At 28.4% G+C, this 18,376-nt stretch carries 12 protein-coding genes and 1 tRNA gene; 8 read left to right on the top strand and 5 right to left on the bottom strand.

Annotated features, from left to right (window positions below; translation table 11 throughout):
* Positions 1–455: 455 nt before the first annotated feature.
* Complete coding sequence (locus ERCIPICE3303_RS02370; protein WP_157991121.1) at positions 456–2,423, bottom strand: exoribonuclease II; 1,968 nt, start codon at positions 2,421–2,423, stop codon at positions 456–458.
* A 1,760-nt stretch (positions 2,424–4,183) separates the two neighbouring features.
* Between ERCIPICE3303_RS02370 and rpsF the strand changes: the two genes are divergently transcribed.
* The 3 genes from rpsF (at position 4,184) to rplI (ending at position 5,631) form a co-directional block, all read left to right on the top strand.
* Positions 4,184–4,576: a 30S ribosomal protein S6 gene (gene rpsF / locus ERCIPICE3303_RS02365; protein WP_157991120.1), complete on the top strand. Its 393-nt coding sequence runs from the start codon at positions 4,184–4,186 to the stop codon at positions 4,574–4,576.
* 337 nt (positions 4,577–4,913) lie between these two features.
* Positions 4,914–5,141 carry a 30S ribosomal protein S18 gene (rpsR, locus tag ERCIPICE3303_RS02360; RefSeq protein ID WP_157991119.1) on the top strand — a complete coding sequence of 76 codons (228 nt, stop codon included), beginning with the start codon at positions 4,914–4,916 and terminating at the stop codon, positions 5,139–5,141.
* 37 nt (positions 5,142–5,178) lie between these two features.
* A complete protein-coding gene (rplI, locus tag ERCIPICE3303_RS02355) occupies positions 5,179–5,631 on the top strand; it encodes a 50S ribosomal protein L9 (RefSeq protein ID WP_157991118.1) in 453 nt (150 codons plus the stop codon).
* 521 nt (positions 5,632–6,152) lie between these two features.
* Here the strand turns inward: rplI and ERCIPICE3303_RS02350 are convergent.
* Positions 6,153–6,229, bottom strand: a tRNA-Asp gene (locus ERCIPICE3303_RS02350).
* A gap of 157 nt (positions 6,230–6,386) precedes the next feature.
* The gene (dnaQ, locus tag ERCIPICE3303_RS02345) at positions 6,387–7,133 is read right to left on the bottom strand and encodes a DNA polymerase III subunit epsilon (RefSeq protein ID WP_157991117.1); all 747 of its coding nucleotides are present in this window, start codon (positions 7,131–7,133) and stop codon (positions 6,387–6,389) included.
* Positions 7,134–7,200: 67 nt separating this feature from the next.
* Between dnaQ and rnhA the strand changes: the two genes are divergently transcribed.
* The 4 genes from rnhA (at position 7,201) to cmoB (ending at position 11,969) form a co-directional block, all read left to right on the top strand.
* Complete coding sequence (rnhA, locus tag ERCIPICE3303_RS02340; RefSeq protein ID WP_157991116.1) at positions 7,201–7,668, top strand: ribonuclease HI; 468 nt, start codon at positions 7,201–7,203, stop codon at positions 7,666–7,668.
* A gap of 701 nt (positions 7,669–8,369) precedes the next feature.
* Positions 8,370–9,143, top strand: coding sequence for a hydroxyacylglutathione hydrolase (gene gloB / locus ERCIPICE3303_RS02335; RefSeq protein ID WP_157991115.1), 774 nt, complete (start codon positions 8,370–8,372; stop codon positions 9,141–9,143).
* A gap of 1,117 nt (positions 9,144–10,260) precedes the next feature.
* Positions 10,261–11,001, top strand: a complete 741-nt coding sequence (gene cmoA / locus ERCIPICE3303_RS02330; RefSeq protein WP_157991114.1) for a carboxy-S-adenosyl-L-methionine synthase CmoA — start codon at positions 10,261–10,263, stop codon at positions 10,999–11,001.
* Positions 10,998–11,969 carry a tRNA 5-methoxyuridine(34)/uridine 5-oxyacetic acid(34) synthase CmoB gene (cmoB, locus tag ERCIPICE3303_RS02325; protein WP_157991309.1) on the top strand — a complete coding sequence of 324 codons (972 nt, stop codon included), beginning with the start codon at positions 10,998–11,000 and terminating at the stop codon, positions 11,967–11,969. The genes cmoA and cmoB overlap by 4 nt, the downstream gene beginning before the upstream one ends.
* Positions 11,970–12,620: 651 nt before the next feature.
* Here cmoB and ygfZ read toward each other — a convergent pair.
* Positions 12,621–13,610 carry a tRNA-modifying protein YgfZ gene (ygfZ, locus tag ERCIPICE3303_RS02320; protein WP_157991113.1) on the bottom strand — a complete coding sequence of 330 codons (990 nt, stop codon included), beginning with the start codon at positions 13,608–13,610 and terminating at the stop codon, positions 12,621–12,623.
* Positions 13,611–14,726: 1,116 nt separating this feature from the next.
* Positions 14,727–16,163, bottom strand: a complete 1,437-nt coding sequence (gene der / locus ERCIPICE3303_RS02315; RefSeq protein WP_157991112.1) for a ribosome biogenesis GTPase Der — start codon at positions 16,161–16,163, stop codon at positions 14,727–14,729.
* Positions 16,164–17,624: 1,461 nt separating this feature from the next.
* Between der and ERCIPICE3303_RS02310 the strand changes: the two genes are divergently transcribed.
* Positions 17,625–18,365 carry a YciC family protein gene (locus ERCIPICE3303_RS02310; RefSeq protein WP_157991111.1) on the top strand — a complete coding sequence of 247 codons (741 nt, stop codon included), beginning with the start codon at positions 17,625–17,627 and terminating at the stop codon, positions 18,363–18,365.
* Positions 18,366–18,376 lie beyond the last annotated feature (11 nt).

Here is an 18,376-nt window from a genome sequence, read left to right as displayed (position 1 = left end):
TATCTATAACGTTCTTTTGTAATTTAGTATGTATAATTTTATTAATAGTATTAATGTTAACAAATACTATTTCTTATATCAACGAAATGAACGAAGAGAAATAAGATCATAATATGTAAAATATAGATTTTATAAGATATGACATATGAGTCTTAGTTGTTCTATCTGGTGCAGAAAACTAAAGATATTTTAATGTATCGAGTAAAGATTAAATCCTTATCTATCAGATAAATATTTTGTATTTAGTAATACATATAGATATGTTTTTGATAGATCAGATTAGATCGTTACTTTGATTCATTATTAGAATATTTATCTGAAGATGATCAATTAGTTTAAGTTAATTATGATTAATGGATAAGGGTGATTTATTATATTTGTTTTTTCTAGATATCTAAACTTTTATTGTTTCTATGGTGATTTTATCCTTCTTTAAGAAGGAAAATAATAATCTCTTATCTAAAAGTTGATTTATTAGATAAGAAAGCAGGTCGTGCAATGATAGTACGAGTATCCATTCGTACTTCCGTGATTACTACGTTTAGTAGATCGGTTACACGGTAGAGTACTTCACCTTTGACTAAGATGCTACCAGAATCATGTTTACAGATCAGGTCTTCACGGACAGCATAGATTAATACTGAAGGAATAAATGCTATAGCACCATTTTCTTGAAGTCGGATACGCATGCCGCTACGGGAGACGTCAAGTATTTCGGCTGTAAATAATCGATTACTACCAATTTCTCTCTTTAAAAAGAGAGAATATAGCCATTCACTTATATCTCTTCCTGCCATTCGGTTTTTTCGACGACGATCGGATATATTAGTTGCGAGCTCTTCTTTCGGATGAGAACCTGTTTCACCTGTAATTATAGATTTTATTAATCGATGATTAACCATATCGCCATATTTGCGAATAGGGGATGTCCAGGTAGCATAAGCTTCTAAACCTAAACCGCAATGAGGTCCTGGAGTCGTACGAATTTCAGCAAACGATTGGAATCGTCGAATACGGTTTGCAAGGAATGTGTTTGGTTGAGAATCTAATTTACGCTTGAGGTTGCGAAATCCATCAAGGCTAACAATAGTAAGAGGATCTTCGATAATTCCGTGGTGAGATAAGATTTCTGATACTTGATCTGCATTGATTTTATCAAAACCGTAATGAACATTATAGATACCAAATCCAAATTTATTACTGAGTTCCTGAGCGGCGCAGATATTTGCAAGAATCATTGACTCTTCTATAATTCTATGTGCAATGCGTCGATGCTCAGTAATTATGTCTAATATTTCTCCTTTTTTATTGATTACAAAACGGAAATCTGGTTGCTCTTTAAATAAGAGAGCATATGTCTTTCGCCATCTACTACGGGCTAAATAACATCGATGTAGTAGGTCAATCTGGTTAGCTATCTCCTTGTTTTCTGGTTGCCAAGAGCTCGTTCTATTTGTTTCCAACCAATCCGAAACACTGTTATATACTAATCGTGCTCTTGATTTAATCCAAGCAGTAAAAAATTCTATAGATTTAGATGGTGTACCGTCTTCATCGATAGTAACACAACAAACGAGTGCTGGTCGATTCTTCCTGGGTCGTAGAGAGCAGATGTCCTCTGACAACTTCCTGGGTAGCATTGAAATATTAAATCCTGGTAGATAGTTAGTAAAGGATCGTGTAGAAGCAATTTGATCTAGTTTGCTACCGGTTTCTATATACGAAGTTGGATCAGAGATAGCTATAAATAGTTTAAGTCTACCTTGGCCAATATCTTCTATATATAATGCGTCATCCATATCTTCAGTATGAGCATTATCGATGGTGATAAAAGGGATCTCGGTTAGGTCTTTACGTTTTATTTTCTCATTTATCATTTTTGTTGGGATAGGTACATCAGGTGCTTCACGTTCAAGATCATAGCGAGCGAGTGTTACCCACCAGGGTGCTAGATGGTCTTCTGTTGTTGTAATAAACTCTGTCAGTTCAGCATAGAAAACTTCATCACCATTCAGTGGATGGCTTTGTATCTTAGCTACCGTCCAGTCTCCATCCTGGAAGCAATGATTAAGATCATATCTAGGGTTACATGGGATTGCATTTTTTAGCCAAGGATGGTCTGGTATAATGAATAGGCGATTATTTTTTTTCTGTATTCGGCCAACAAAACGTTGGAGACACGGCTCAATGAGTTTTTCAGGACAGGCAATTTCTCGATCCTTATGTGTTTGAATAACTGCGCTAATACGATCACCGTTCATTACTTTTTTCATAAAAGATCGTGGAATAAAGTAACTTTTTTGTGCGCTAATTTCTAAAAATCCAAAGCCTTTTTCAGAACCCTTAACGACCCCCTCTACTCGGGTTAGTTTCGAGTTTAGTTGTTTTTTAAGCTGTACAAGCAGCGGGTTATCTTGGAGCATGATGTTAATAGATTGTTTAGTTTAATGAACATGGATTATTATATTTTTTATACTCTCTTAAGATAAAATATCTCTCTTTAGAGAGATAAAAATTTTTATCTAATTTTTATTGAAAAGAGTTTTAAAATTGATGATACAGTAAAATAAAAAGACTATCTATGTAGAATTTACAAAGGCATTGATCATCAATTGATTACTATTTATGGAGATGTTGTAAAGTAAGAGAAATATATATGAAACTTGATTTTTGTATGATTAAATTGATTTAATATTTATAATAGCATATTTATCATGATAGAGTCCTTAGATTTTTAAGTTATTTATTCATATTAATATGGGTAACTATGTTTTTTGAGTAGGTAATGCTAAAAAATTAGCTTTTAAGCATTAATAAAGAAGATGTTCAATAGATATGATTATTCTAATGACTCAATATTGTTTTAACTAGTACTACTGGAACGATATTTGAGTGATCTTAGGTGTTTTTTAATTAGATTATAGTTAATTGTATTAACTAATATTTTTCTCGCATAGCTTGAAAGCATGTTCCTAGTAATTGATTTATTACATGTTTATATAAACAGAAAAATTATTTTTAGATGTATAACAGAAGATGTACAGTGTGTAATCTCCAAAGGAACACTGTAGTTTTATATTGTTTATAGTTTGGATCTGTATCATATATTTTATAATTTAATTTACTTTTTTATGGATTTTTATAAATGAAAGAGTTATCTGAGTTTATTTTACAACAGTTAGGATGAATGGTATCATACCTAATAGAAAGGTAATATACATTATTGATATTTATCAGATTTAATTTTATACTGTATTGGTATTTATTAATTTTTGATTGATTAGGATATTTTATGATACATTATATGTAATCAAATTTTTCTTTAGTAAAGAAGGGATATTTTATGTAGAATAGGTTCGGTGATTCATGTAGATTAATAATGAGCATTTTCTATGTATGAGGTTAGGAGTTTATATAAATAAAAAAGATTGTATATATAAAAATCGTGTTATAAATTTTTAATATAAAATATGTCATTTATTGTAAAATTTTAGTTATGTTATATATCTAATTGGATAATAATATCTATTACATAGATGTTAATTATTAATTGTTAATCACAAAAAATAAGGGATGTCAAGAAGAAAGTATAACAACTGATTTTCATATTAGAAACTTACTATAATATACTAATGATCATATGACTACAATAGATGCTAGATTAGCTTTTTCGTAGATTTTTTAGGTTTAATATTAATTAACGATAGTTATCCACTATATAAAATAACGTGTTTATTTCTTATTAAGTATGGTCCACTGAATACATAAAGCTATTGCTGATTTTATTATTTTTTCTATATATTCATAAAGATGAATATATATTAAGTAGATTAATTTTTAAATTAAGATTTAAATGTAATTATTTCATACAGTATTTTTATTGTTTTACTATGGTCTCTGTTGGTTTATAAGATATTATGATACTCTATCATTTTAAAGTATAAAATATTATCTAATTTTAAGATAAATCATGTTCTTCAGAAAGAATTTGGTAGAAGTAAAAATATTTTAATAGTATGTATTTATATCTTTTCAGAAAAATTTTTCTTTATTTTTTCTGATATTCATGTTTTTTATAATAAAATAAATAGCTATATCTATAAATATAGATATATGTTCCTTGCCTCTACAGAACAAGGTTAATCTTGATATGAGGCTGACTTATCCGTAAGGAGCTAATTTAATGCGTCATTATGAAATCGTATTTATGGTTCATCCTGATCAGAGTGAACAAGTATCGGGTATGATTGATCGTTATAGTTCTGTCATTACAACATCAAAAGGTAGGATACACCGTCTTGAAGATTGGGGTCGTCGTCAATTAGCTTATCCAATTGATAAGCTTCACAAGGCTCACTATGTTCTTATGAACATAGAAGCTCCAGAAGGAGTTATAGATGAATTGATAAATAGTTTTCGATTTAATGATGCTATTATTCGTAATATGATTATACGTGTTAAACATGCAGTTACTTCACTGTCTCCTATGGCTCGAGTAAAGGAGGATCGACGAGATCGTCAGGAGGATTTTTCTAATGATTTAGTTAGTAATCTTGATGTTATTCATTCTGAATGAAAAATTCGATTTATAAGAGATGCATAGTGAATATTTTCTAGAGTTATAGATTAAGAGTAAGCAGAACTGCTCGTCCATTTGAAAAGTTCAACTATCAACTAGGTATTAAAGATAGTTGAAAATATAAAAGATAGCTATATATAGAAAAATTTGGTAATGGATACTTATTATAATAAGTACTAATAGACATCAGATGACATCCTAGTCTATTGTCATTGACATGTCCTTGAATATTCAGAAATTTTCTATTCTGAAATCAACTTCGAGATAGATTAAGAAAAAAATTATATTTTAATGTTAAAGTATTCAAATATATTAGAGTTTGGAGAGTAGTTATATGGTTCGTTATTTCCGTCGTCGTAAGTTTTGTCGATTTACTGCTGAAGGTGTTCAGGAAATCGATTACAAAGATATTGCTATATTAAAAAATTATATTACTGAAAGTGGGAAGATTGTGCCTAGTCGAATTACTGGTACTCGTTCAAAATATCAGCGGCAACTTGCAAGGGCAATCAAGCGAGCTCGTTATTTATCCTTATTGCCGTATACTGATTGTCATCAGTAATTTAGTATTGATTAGTACACTAAAGAGGATTATTGATATGCAAGTGATTCTACTGGATCGCGTAGAAAATCTTGGTACATTAGGTGATCAGGTTAATGTAAAAGCAGGTTATGCCCGTAATTTTTTAGTCCCAAAGGGGAAAGCTGTGCTAGCTACTAATAAAAATATTGAATTTTTTAAAATTCGTCGTTCAGAGTTAGAATCTAGAGTGCTTGAATCGCTTGCCGTAGCTCAACAGCGAGCTGTGAAAATTAATGAGATAGGTATTGTTACTTTATCAGCTAAATCAGGAAGTGAAGGTAAGTTGTTTGGTTCCATTGGAATTCGTGATATAGCTGCAGCTCTTACGGAAACTGGTATTACAGTTTTAAAAAATGAAGTTCGTTTGCCAAATGGAGTATTACGTACGATTGGAGAACATAAAGTAGATTTTCAACTTCATAGTGAAGTTTTTGCTCATTTAATTATTAATATCGTACCTAGATCTTAATTTATACAGTGTATATTGATATGTGCTTCTAGAGTTACAATCAACATAATGATCTTAATTTCAAATGGTATTTGGTTTATCTTGAAGTATAAAGAGAGATATGATTATGATTTTATATACAAAGTATATAATATGTTTAGTCAAATATGAATCATTCTAAGCTATTATAGAGATTATATAATAATAAGAAAATCTTATTTGTAAGTATAGAAAGAAGCATATAGATACATCGATTTAGATCGTAAAATTGAATTTTATTTTTAAAAGATATTTTGCAAATCAAATATAGTAAATAGGCTAGAAATAGTATAAGTATTTTCTAGTCTATTTACTATATTTGATACATTTTATCTATATAAATAGTTTTTAACTCATTGTGAGCTTAAACATATATTAGTATATAGATACTATATTTTTACTATTTTTACAGTAATTATCTGGACTATTGCAATATATAATATTAGTATTTTTTATTAAAATTTTTATGATTATTCTAGACTTAGAATAATATTCTTCTTTCTTGGCGGAACGGACGGGACTCGAACCCGCGACCCCCTGCGTGACAGGCAGGTATTCTAACCAACTGAACTACCGCTCCTATAATATTTATTATATATAAAATCTACAATAAATATTATTCATATAATATGTTATATTTTAGATGTTGTCAATATTTTATTAAAAGTACATTACCATACTCATATTATTACTAAGTAATGGAACTAATTTTAGTCAGACAACAGGTTATTAATGTTTTATTTATTTTCTTTTTTTTTATTCCATAAACATATTTCTCTTTTGCTTAGTATTTCAAGATATGCTTTATGTGCTATAAGCTCAGCTTTGTTAGCTCGTATAATAGGTAATGAAGAATTTTGTCGTTTAATTAAACATATTTTTTTACTATTGTTTATATTTTCTGGACCTCTTTTTGTAGATAAGGAAAAAGAGGTTTGACCCCCAGTCATATTTAAAAATACTTTTGCCAGTAATTGGGCATCAAAAAGTGCGCCATGTATGATACGTTTGCTATTATCTATATTATAGCGTGCACAGAGTGCATCCAGGGTATTGCGTTTTCCAGGAAATAACTTACGTGCGATAGATAAGGTGTCGATTATTTTACAAATTGTTTCTATTTTAGAAAATTCACGGTGTAGTTTCAAGAACTCATAATTTATAAATCCAAGATCGAATGCGGCATTATGCATTACTAAGACAGCATCATGTATATAGGATAAAAAATCTTCAGAAATCTGTGAAAATATTGGTTTATCTTTTAAGAATTCATTAGAAATACCGTGTATTTTGAATGCTTCTGGATCTATGAGTCGATCGGGTTTAAGATATGTATGGAAATTGTTATTTGTTAAGCGTCTATTTATTATTTCAACAGCTCCAATTTCAACAATACGATGCCCTTCATATGGAAGGCCAATTATATTCATACCAGTAGTTTCAGTATCTAATACAATTTGTCTTATTGTATTTATTTTATTCATAGAAGTTATACATGTTAGATTGAGTATTTTATTTATGATTTTTTATTAGTTAAGGAGTGTAACAGATATGTTTAAAAAAGTAGAAGTTTTTACTGATGGATCATGTTTGGGGAATCCAGGTCCTGGAGGGTATGGTGTAATTGTATATAGTGGGGGGTATAAAAAAACATTTAGTGGGGGTTTTTATCTGACAACTAATAATCGCATGGAAATGATGGCTACAATAATAGCATTAGAATCACTAAGAGAAAGGTCTATAGTTGAATTAAGCACTGATAGCCAATATGTTCAAAAAGGGATTACTAGTTGGATGTATGTTTGGAAACAACGTTCATGGAGAACGGTGAATCATCAAGTAGTTAAAAATATTGATCTTTGGAGACGGTTAGATAGAGTGATTAGTTATCATCATATGACTTGGAAATGGATAAAAGGACATAACGGTCATGCAGACAATGAATCTTGCGATGAACTAGCCCGTTTTGCAGCTTTGAATCCAACTTTAGATGATCTTGGTTATAACTTTGTCACATAGATTTTATGGTAGATAGAACTTATAGAGATGAGTAATTAGTATTTTCTATCTTTTATGACGACTATAATTTTATAATTAAGATCTATGAATTAGTAAGATTGATTCCGTGTGATTAATTTTATTTATGATTATAGTATAATCTTGATTTAGATGATTACTCATTGTTGAGAGAATCCAATCATAATGATGAGGATTATATATTTTATATTAAAATAAGTTTTATGTTGTTGGTTGTTTTTATTATAAGATCCATGTTTATTTCTATAATTTTTTATTATAATTTTGTAATGTATAGTTGTTAAATGAAGAGATGTTACTACAATTTGTATATTGTCTAGGATTAGAAACAGCTATATTCTCTAATTGGAGACTATAGTGGATTACAAGTTTGTAACTACAATATCATAACTTATTTCTGATTAATTAATATTACTACATTGTGTGTATGAGAGTATATGTATGAAAGAATCAGGGTCTACTTTAACTAAGCAATCTATTGACTAGGTATTTTTTAAAAAAATACTTTATAAAATACTATTTTTTTCAGAGAAAAAACTCTTATCATAAAACTGATTGTAGTATGTTAAATATTTTTTGCAAGATGTCTATGATTAAGATCTAGATTTTCAGTGTAACATAGTTAAGATAATATTTTAGGTTTTATGTTATCTATCTTAAAGCCGCTATGGAATAGGGAAGTTATGAAGTTGATTAGCATACCAGTTTTACAAGATAACTATGTTTGGATATTAAGTAATAATAGTGGTCAATGTTTTATCGTTGATCCTGGTGAATCATCTCCTGTATTACAGACTATAAATCAACATAATTTGTTACCAATAGCCATTTTACTAACTCATCATCATAATGACCATACAGATGGAGTGCTTGAAATATTAATGTGCTACCCTAATATTATTGTTTTCGGACCACTAGAGGCAAAAAATAAGGGAGTACATACTATAATAAAAGAAGGAGACCAGATCTATCTATTAGGCCTAAAATTTATAGTTATCGCTACACCAGGTCATACCTTAGGACATGTTTCATATTATAGTTATCCTTATTTATTTTGTGGAGATACGCTTTTTTCTGCTGGATGTGGTAGACTGTTTGATGGTACAGCCAAACAAATGTTTGAGTCATTAAATAAGCTTAACCAATTTCTTGGTAGCACTTTAATATGTAGTGCGCATGAATATACTTTATCTAATTTAATTTTTTCCCATGCTTTGTATCCAACAGATTCTGCGATAAAAAATTATTATTTTAAGATTAAATTTTTGCGAGCAAAACAGATCACTACATTACCTACTAGTTTAGATAAGGAGCGTAAGATTAATATCTTTCTAAGAACTAATGATTATAATCTAAAAAGATTGCTTAATATAGATTTAGTTAAGTCTCCTGAATGGCAGGTGTTTGCAGAATTGCGTAAGAAAAAAGATGATTTTATAGCTATTAATGGATTTTAAGTGATAAATCAATATACTTACATCGTAAAAATGAAAGACACATACCATGCATAATCATAGATGTTCTATAACATATAGAAAAGGATGGTTTTACCTATAATATAAAGCTTGTATATTTAATCTATCAACTTTTTGGAACATAATTTTGATATTGCATTAAGTATATGATTATCTCATCATATTGAGCAAGATAAAGATAGTAAAATCTACGTGAATTTCAATACATTATATTATAGGTCAAGTGTATCCATTAGTATATACTTAATTTTTAATGTTTTTCGTATCAATAATAGTAAAATTATTGGACTATGGTTAGTTTTATAAAGAGAGTTAGAGATTTTAGATTAATGAATGATAGTTAAATTATATATTATACAGAAAATTTTTCTATTAGTTATATGTTTTAGACTGTAGAGCATGAATATTGGTTTTGATGTATTTTATAATTATATATATAATATTTTGATTAATTTATACTAGCCCTGTATTCTATAGTTTAGTAATTCATGTTATATGATAAATGGTGATTTCATTATTAATTGCAGCTGAATGACTATAATTAACATTTTTCTGTAATAACTATATTTTTATTTGGTGTAGATTGAATAAAATAGTTGTTTTTTGGATATAGAATCTTTTTGATAAGTATCATGAAAATATTGGGTCATGTTATAATTGAATTAACTAGAATTCATAGGATTATTGGTATTGAGTAAGATCGAGAATGCCTATTGTTTAAATAGTGTTATTATTATGTTGTTATTATTCACATTATATAATCAGTATTCAATAGGTTTATGTTTTTATAGATTCAATTTTTTAATTTTTATTCTTAATATCTTTTAGAAGACGTGATTGATAATTATTTATCAATCGGATCTGATTTTAGTTTTTGGATGATAAAATTCATTTGTGAAAATTTTTAATTTTATTTAGATTAATGGAGTTAACCTGTTTTTTTATATAAGATCTAACACTATAAGATAAGTGCATTAAAATAAATTATCGTACAATACAGACTGATTGTTTATTTTTTATCTTTTCCGTTAGGAAAAGATTCTATCTTTATTGAGATACCTTCTAAAGGTATTTTTATTACATATTGGAAGCATTAATGATGTATAAGCGTGATACTTTATTTGCATTGCCGCTAGAGAAACTTGGAGACTGGAAATTTGATAAAGAGATTGTGGAAGTATTTCCTGATATGATAGAGCGTTCGATTCCTGGTTATTCTGATTTAATATCTATGATTGGGATATTATCTAGGCATTGTGTGCAAAATAACTCTTTAATTTATGATCTTGGTTGTTCTCTTGGTGCTGCTACATTATCTGTTAAGAAAAATATTCAGGCAATAGGTTGTAAAATTATTGCGGTGGATAATTCGCCATATATGGTTGATCGTTGCCGTCATCATATAAATATTGTTAATTGTAACACTCCAGTTGAAATTATTATGATGGATATTTGCAAGGTATCGATTCATAATGCTTCGTTAGTCTTACTAAACTTCACTTTACAATTTATTCCGATAGAAGATCGTCAGAGGTTGTTAGATTCTATATGGCGAGGAATGAACCTAAAAGGTGTGTTAGTTTTATCTGAAAAGCTTAGTTTTAGTGATAAAGAGATTGAGGCCTTGCTATTAAAGACTCATTATGATTTTAAGAGAGATAATGGTTATAGTGCATTAGAGATCCAACAGAAAAACAGGATGTTAAATAAGGTTATGATAACTGAAAATCTTGAAACTCATAAAAAAAGATTAGATATAGCTGGTTTTGAACATCATAATTTATGGTTTCAATCTATTAATTTTGGTTCTTTATTAGCATTAAAGAGTAATATCAACTGATGGATTTTGGTGGATTTTATTATTTTCTAGCTACGAATAATCTTTCTGATTGGTTAGAGACTTTACCAATAATTTTATCTAATTGGAAAAAACAGGCTAAAGATAAGAATCTTAAAAATTGGGAGAGTATTGTAAAAGCAATTCCTCTTATTGTTCCAGAGTTTTTAGATTTAGTTCATGGTGTTAGAGCTGATAGTAGTAAGATTTCTTTTCGTCAACGACTAAGTATTGAGAAGTTACTACGCCAGTTAATGCCATGGCGTAAAGGTCCATTTACGCTATACGGTATAAACATTGATGCTGAATGGCGATCAGACTGGAAATGGAATAGGTTACTTCCATATATTTCATCCTTATCTGGCCGTATTGTGCTTGATGTAGGCTGTAGTAGTGGTTATTATATGTGGCGAATGGTGGGGGCAGGCGCACATCTGGTAGTGGGTGTTGACCCGATGCCGTTATTTTTATGTCAGTTTGAAGCGATACGTAAGTTATTGGGTGAGGATCAGCGTGCTCACGTTCTACCAATTTCTATTGAAAAATTACCTGCTATGAAGGTATTTAATACAGTATTTTCTATGGGTGTTCTTTATCACCGTCGATCACCTTTAGATCATTTAATTCAACTTAAAAATCAGCTTATTAATGGTGGTGAATTGGTTTTAGAAACTTTAGTAGTAGAGGGTGATGGTCAGAGAGTTCTTATTCCAGAAAATCGCTATGCTCAAATGCGTAATGTTTATTTTATTCCATCTAGTGCAGTACTGAAACAATGGGTAGAGCGTTGTGGTTTTCAGAATGTAAGTATTGTTGATATTTCCGTTGTCAGTGTACATGAACAACGTCATACTAATTGGTCGGGTAATAATTATTTATCTAGATTTCTAGATCCACAAAACCCATCTAGAACAATTGAGGGTTATCCGGCTCCATGCCGAGCAATTTTGACTGCAGTTAAAAAATATTAAATATATTGGATTACATTATAGTTTTAGATTAGATTATTATTCTATATTGAGATGGAAATATTTAATAACTATCAATTGATTTTTTAAAGAAATAACCAGTATATGGATGCTAGTCTGATAGAAGATAATGTTATATATTTTGTTAATTTTTACTTATTTTATTTTTAGTAATAAGTAGTTATATATCATATTTTAACTGATATAATAGGATTTGTAATCAGTTTAGAAAGTATGAAATGGGTATAAAAATAATAGTTTTTTATAATTTTTAAAAAATAATTAAGAGTGATATCTATCTTGTAAATTGTTTTATTGAACAGCATAACTAATAATTTTTAGATTAGTTAATATTAAGTAGAATAGTTCTCATTTCTAATAATACTAGCACAGAGTTACTAAGTGATTAGTTATTATATATAATAATCACTGATCTATTTTTTAATTTAAAAAATAGATGTATTAACCTACTTATTCAATATTGTAATTAGTAATTCAGAATAGTAAAAATACTAATAATATGATAGTGAATGAGAATCAGGAATATCGGTATAGATGATTGTAAAAGTATTATGGAGATAGATCTGTTTAGCATTCAAAACCTAATATATTCTATACTGAATATTATTACTGACTTTTATGATAGTGGTAACATTATATTTTTGAGTATAGTTTATATGGTAGATACTGAATCAGTAATCTGCTTGTATCATCGCTTAACAAGCGTAATGCTGTATTTTCTGGGAGATTATTTCTTAAAATTGCTTGGATCGATATAGTTGATTTACCGATCTGACACGCGGCAAGCACTGTTCCAATGTGACGCCAGTGGTTTCTAATTTTAGTTTCTAATGAATCACCAGCTTCTGGAATTCTTTCAGCTGTTCCGGTTAACCAGTATAATGAACGTTTATTAGCATTGTGAAATTTAGTTCGTGCGATTATTTCTTGCCCTATATAACATCCTTTATTAAAACTAATAGCATGTAATTCTTGTAAATTTGCTTCTTGTGGGAGAAATTGGAAACTAGTGCAACTATCGATAATTGGTAGGCCTGCTTCTATCTCTAGTGCTAGCCATTGGGCGCTATCATATAGTTGTGCTTTAATTTTTAATGTGTTACGTATAATAGCTGCTCTTTCTTTTGTTGTTATTAGTAAAAATCGTTCAGCTGGTTCTCCAAACCATAGTAATATGTTTTCTTCTGATTGTACAACTGGTGATATAGAATTAGGTATATGTTTAAAGATAGTCTCTAATATATATCGAGATTGATCACCAGCTATACCGAGCAAGACAGCGTTCTTATCAGTAATTATGTTTGTTTTGGAAAAAACAGAATAATTTTTCAGTATATTTAATTGTGTCTTAGTCATGTTGCGTCGTGTGATATAGGCTAGCCCATTTCCACGGTGGAATAGGCGGATAGTAGTACAAATTTTCCCTTTCGAATTACAGTGAGCAGTGATAACATGTTGGTTGTCAAGTAGAGTTGTTACATCGATTGTCACTTGACTTTGTAAATAGCTAAGATGATCAGGACCATTAATATCGACTATATTCCACTCATCTAATGATATAAGTGCAAGACGAAGATCTCTAGATGCTAACAATCTCCTAGTATGGAGATTTATCTTTGGCATAATTAAATCCTGTATTAACCAATATATTGTAGTCAAATGTTGACTAGAAATAGTAATATTTCTTTGTCATTAATTTTCCAAAATTATAGATATATATTATATATTTATAATAGTAAGCATATTGCCTCTTTTAATAAAAAGAATATAATTTATAAATGATAGTATAATATTTTTATTAAAAGAGATTTTCAATCGTAATATTTAGTTCATAATTCGATCATATTTATATTTTACTATATGTTGTAATTATTTTTTTGATAGTAATCAAATAAATGAGATTCACAGTCTCTCTTTTTCTGTATAAAATAAGATTTATTTTTTGTGAGTAGTATTATAGACAAATAATTATTATTCATAAGATTATATTCTTTTAAGTTACTTATATTGACAATAGAGGTAATAGAAAATTTACGTAAGCTATTTTGATAGATTGTTTATTTATATAAAATATTTTATATTATAGATGGTTGTAAATGTTCACTTGTTACATTGACTGGGTGATAATTTTTATCATTTAGTCAGTTTTTCTATTATTACTTACAGTAAGACCATGATATTAAAAATATTTTCCTTAAATTTTATTGTAGTTAATATATTTAATAATGTTAAGTTTATATAATATAGTGTATTAACAATGTTTAAAGTTATTAGAAATATTTTCTAAATATATTTTTTATTAGTTATAAGATATTTGTATAATTTGAAGAGGTATTCTACCTTAATGTAGAAGTAAAATTGTGAATTTATTGAATTCTCTAGGTTTAACTAGCTATTGTATTATAGTCTGTCTTTTAGATTCAAATCAAAATAGTCTTGGGAGGTGATTAAATCATAGTTTAATTTATATTTTTGTTTTTTACAAATTAGATAAAAATATATATGTGATCTTTGTATTTGATTTGATCTCGTAGTTTATTACATTTAAATATTACTTAATTCATATTAGATATGCCAGGTAATAAGTTTGTTTATAGATTTTTTTTATCATAGAAATATATTTCTATGACTGACGTATTTTTTAGTGAGTTATTAATTGTTAGTAGAAATATTAATATTTTATTATAGTTCATTAACTGTTAAATTTTCTATTTTATTCTTTAATGGTAACAAGTTATCTTATGATACATAAGGGTTCTTTCCTTCTTTGAATTGAATTCGTACTGGGGTACCGATAATATTTAACGCTTGACGACAATAGTTTGTCAGATATCTTTTATAAGAATCTGGTAAGTTTTTTATCATATTTCCGTGGATTACTATAATTGGTGGGTTGTATCCTCCGGCATGAGCATATTTTAGTTTAATTTGTCGATTACGTATTCGTGGTGGTGGATGTTTATCCGTAGCCATATTTATAATTTTCGTTAACATAGATGCCTGTATACGGCGCATAGAACAGTCATAAGCTTCATTAATAGAAAGGAACAAATTATTTATACCGTTTTGATTGATAGAAGATATGAAGTGAATTCTGGCGAAGTTAAGAAATTTTAGGCGAGATTGAATGGAGTCCTTGACTTCCTTACGGTTTTTCTGTGATATGCAATCCCATTTGTTAACAACCAAAATTAATGAACGTCCATTATAGAGAATTAAGCTTAGAAGTGATAAATCTTGATCAGATATACCTTGGTTTGCATCAAGAACTAATATGGCTACATTAGTCTCTTCAATCGCTTTCAGTGTTTTAATTATTGAATATTTTTCTATCATTCCCTTTATGTTTCTGCGTCTACGTACTCCAGCGGTATCAATTAAGATATATGAGCGGGAGTTACGTTTCATTGGTATATAAATACTATCACGTGTAGTTCCAGGTAGATCAAAGACTATTACTCTCTCTTCTTTAAGAAGACAGTTCGTAAGGGTGGATTTTCCAACATTAGGACGACCGATCATGGCTACTGTAATAGTAGAAGAAGATAAATGTAAATTATCTTTATTGTTTGTTATCTCGTTTTTTGTACCATATACCCAAGGTATTTGAGTTATATATTTAGGATTATTCGGTTCTTGTTCTTGTTGGATGGATTGGTTTTTTTTTGTTAAGGTTAAAGAGTTCGTTAATGGTAGTAGAGTTATCTTGATCAGGTTGGTGATACCGATATTATGAGTTGCGTCAATGGGATAAATTTTTCCTAATCTAAGTGACCAAAATTCTGCCAATACAGCATCTGCGTTAAGACCCATAATCTTATTAGCAATAACAAAAGTAGGTTTGTTGTTACGTATTAACTCTTGAGCGATATTGATATCATCAGGCATTAGTCCAGCACGTGCGTCAACTAGAAAAAAGATTATATCAGACTCGTTAATAGCTAGAAGTCTCTGCTCTTTTATAAGGATTTCTAAGTCGTCTTTGTTCTTATTATCTATACCTCCAGTATCAATACAAATAAATTCGTATCCTTCAATTTGAGCTCGTCCATATTGTCGATCGCGAGTTAATCCGGGAAAATCAGATACTAATGCATCTCGTGTATGAGTCAAACGGTTAAAAAAAGTAGATTTTCCAACATTAGGGCGTCCGATTAATGTAACTATAGGAATCATATTAGAACCTCAGTGCTACATATTTATGTATGAGAACTTTTTAATATTATAAAATTTATTTTTTAAATATACTATATAATTTAATTACTTTAGGATTTTATCTTGAATAAAAAATAAAATAAAAATTTTTATTGATTCAGAGAATGTTAATACTATTAGTGTTTCTTTGAAATTAAAGAAGTTAAGTAGTATCTAATTTCTATGATTGATTGACTGATTAAGAAGTAAGTGAAGTTTATACTTTATTATTATTTCATAATAATATGACATTTACTCAATTGGTGAGTGATAAGAATTATAATGTTAGTCTATATAACTACATATTATTATGATAGTACAGACATTAGTCTATATTTTTAATTAACTATGATTAATGAACGCAAGTAGTTTATAAGTGGTAGTAGTTATGTATATAATTTGTTAACCAATCTAAATTGTATTGATTATGATCAATTATGCTATGAATTAATATATATTCTTAAGTCAATAATTTTTAAAATTTAAAAAGAAATATATTCTATTCTTTATAGAATGATTTGTTTGATTAAATAATTGAAACAACATTATGTTCTAGAACGTTAGTTAATAGGAGTAATTAGTGATGTGTAGAAGTATTTATTTTTTGATATTTTAAGAAAAATAGTGAGACTTTAATGATGTGCAATAACTATAACTTGGTAAACTAGTTTATAGTAAGATATCATCATAATTTTGAGAACAAAATATGATATCTTTTAAGAATTATTGTAATGTTTTAAACAGTTCAGTATATGTTTGAGAATTGAAGTTAAAATCTTGATTTTATGATTACAATTATAGTGTAGTATAATATATAGGAGTTATTCTAGAAAGATGCTACCTATCTTTAAGATAGAAATTGAAATTCTAGTTACTTTTATAGTTATATATTATAGATCTAGCTTTTAATCAATCCATTATTCTCTCAATTTGATCTTATCAATGGTTGAAAGTAATTAAATTGATTAATAACTAAATATAGCAAAACTTAATGAGTAAATTATTTTATTTTTATCGTTTGTATTATAAATCAAATGCATCGAATTTTTTATAGTTTTGATATTTTATAATTATCATGTCTCGCGTTAAAATGTAAATAATATAAAAAGAATAGGTAAATTTTTCTAGATAGTATTCAGAAATATTGGTTTTATATTTTTATATTTTTTATTGTGTTTATTTTAAAGTTTAGGAGAGATAGTATGCTGAGTGTATTGTCAGATTTAGACTAATTAAGATTTGAGTAAGATTATTAAATTTATTTTGTCGTGATATAGTAAGGTTAGTAATACTATAAGCTAATTGACTGTAATTATTATAAAAATTATATTTATATACTAAAACTGATATCAGTTTTAGTAGAAGATTTCTAATAAGCATTAGATTTCAACAATAGATCTATGATAATGATCATATTTTAATTGGTTTTTTAAAGGAGAAAACATGTTGATCAGAGTCAGCTCTTTATATCGTGATACTAGCAACTTTTTGCGGCATCAATGGGTAAATATTATCTTAATGGCATTCCTGATTTCATGTATAACAATATTATTGAATAAGAGTCTCATGCCATCTCTTGATCAGATTCAAGTGATTAATAATAAAGAATTAATTAGTTCTACAAATAATTTAATAGAGATTATTCGTAATATGTCTCCTCAGCAACAACATGTACTTTTTCAAGTTTCTGCAGTTGGAACGTTTTCTTCTTTAGTCGGAAATACTATGTTATTAGGTGGTATGCTTAGTTTGATTTCCATTGCATCTTCTGGAAAAAAGGTCAGTGCACTAATTGCATTAGGCGCTTCTATTCCGAGTCTTGCTCGTCTGTTTTTATTAATCTCTATAATGACATTAAGTATACAACTAGGTTTTATGGTATTAGTGTTTCCAGGGATCTTGTTATCAGTGTTATTTGCGTTAGCTCCAATTATCATCACTACTGATAAAGTAGGGCTCTTTACCTCTATACAGACCAGTAGTCAAATTGGATGGAGTCAGATACGGTTCATAGCACCTTCTGTTATGTTTTGGATGTTATCCAAAATCTTAATTTTGTTATTAGCATCAAAGTTAATAGCTCTTCCTCCAGATATAATTTCAATTATTCTAAATACTTTTAGTAATTTAATTTCTGCTATATTAATAGTATATCTGTTTCGTCTTTATATGTTATTAAATTGAGTTTATCATTT

The organism is Candidatus Erwinia haradaeae, assembly GCF_900699015.1.
GTDB classification, from domain to species: Bacteria; Pseudomonadota; Gammaproteobacteria; order Enterobacterales; family Enterobacteriaceae; genus Erwinia_E; species Erwinia_E haradaeae_E.
This window is presented reverse-complemented; position numbering and strand designations above follow the sequence as displayed.

Excerpts from the sequence above, each read along its gene's own strand:
- der (WP_157991112.1), bottom strand. The coding sequence starts at position 16,163 with ATGATTCCTATAGTTACATTAATCGGACGCCCTAATGTTGGAAAATCT.
- ERCIPICE3303_RS02370 (WP_157991121.1), bottom strand. The coding sequence starts at position 2,423 with ATGCTCCAAGATAACCCGCTGCTTGTACAGCTTAAAAAACAACTAAAC.
- gloB (WP_157991115.1), top strand. The coding sequence starts at position 8,370 with ATGAAGTTGATTAGCATACCAGTTTTACAAGATAACTATGTTTGGATA.
- rnhA (WP_157991116.1), top strand. The coding sequence starts at position 7,201 with ATGTTTAAAAAAGTAGAAGTTTTTACTGATGGATCATGTTTGGGGAAT.
- rplI (WP_157991118.1), top strand. The coding sequence starts at position 5,179 with ATGCAAGTGATTCTACTGGATCGCGTAGAAAATCTTGGTACATTAGGT.
- cmoA (WP_157991114.1), top strand. The coding sequence starts at position 10,261 with ATGTATAAGCGTGATACTTTATTTGCATTGCCGCTAGAGAAACTTGGA.
- rpsF (WP_157991120.1), top strand. The coding sequence starts at position 4,184 with ATGCGTCATTATGAAATCGTATTTATGGTTCATCCTGATCAGAGTGAA.
- ygfZ (WP_157991113.1), bottom strand. The coding sequence starts at position 13,610 with ATGCCAAAGATAAATCTCCATACTAGGAGATTGTTAGCATCTAGAGAT.
- dnaQ (WP_157991117.1), bottom strand. The coding sequence starts at position 7,133 with ATGAATAAAATAAATACAATAAGACAAATTGTATTAGATACTGAAACT.
- ERCIPICE3303_RS02310 (WP_157991111.1), top strand. The coding sequence starts at position 17,625 with ATGTTGATCAGAGTCAGCTCTTTATATCGTGATACTAGCAACTTTTTG.
- rpsR (WP_157991119.1), top strand. The coding sequence starts at position 4,914 with ATGGTTCGTTATTTCCGTCGTCGTAAGTTTTGTCGATTTACTGCTGAA.